Origin of the sequence: Pseudomonas sp. 30_B, assembly GCF_017491605.1 — a bacterium.
Taxonomy (GTDB): domain Bacteria; phylum Pseudomonadota; class Gammaproteobacteria; order Pseudomonadales; family Pseudomonadaceae; genus Pseudomonas.
In genome coordinates this window covers 1-477 of the sequence record NZ_JAFGYY010000264.1, presented here as the reverse complement: position 1 = coordinate 477, position 477 = coordinate 1, and the positions used below count along the sequence as shown (strand labels likewise).

General features: G+C 43.2%; 1 protein-coding gene. It reads right to left on the bottom strand.

From position 1 onward, the window contains the following. Positions 1 to 284, bottom strand: a 284-nt coding sequence (locus J5M67_RS28220; RefSeq protein ID WP_207888647.1) for a putative oxygenase MesX, incomplete at its 3' end; no start/stop codon positions are given. Positions 285 to 477 lie beyond the last annotated feature (193 nt).

The following is a 477-nucleotide window of genomic DNA, read 5'->3' as shown; positions in this document are numbered from 1 at the left end:
ATTTCGATGGCTGGAAACGCCGTGGTTTTACCTTCCGCATCGATATTCATCTCAACGGAAATAATCTCAAGCTCAACGCCGTAACGATCGCCTTTAGGGTTATCCCAATGCGCTAACGTATTGAAACGATTGTCAATCATCTTCAATGTATTGCGCAGGTTTTCCTGACGGTTCTCCCCACGAGCCAGATTCGCGAAGTTGGTAGTAATACGCGTATTTTCTGACGGGTTATAGTTTTCGTCGAAGGTGCTGCTCTTGATAGTAAAGGTAAAATCTTTATTCATCGTCTCTGTCATCCCGAGTGCTGATATGAAAATTAAATTCACTTACTGATTGCCAGAGACGCTGCTCTGCTTTTCTCATTCAGCAGTCTTAATGTTGCCGATAAGTTAATGTTGATAATTTATGCCAGAGGCGGTGAAAGAGGGAAAGCGACTTAATTTCAATGCAACATGAGGGAAGTTCATGATGCGGGGA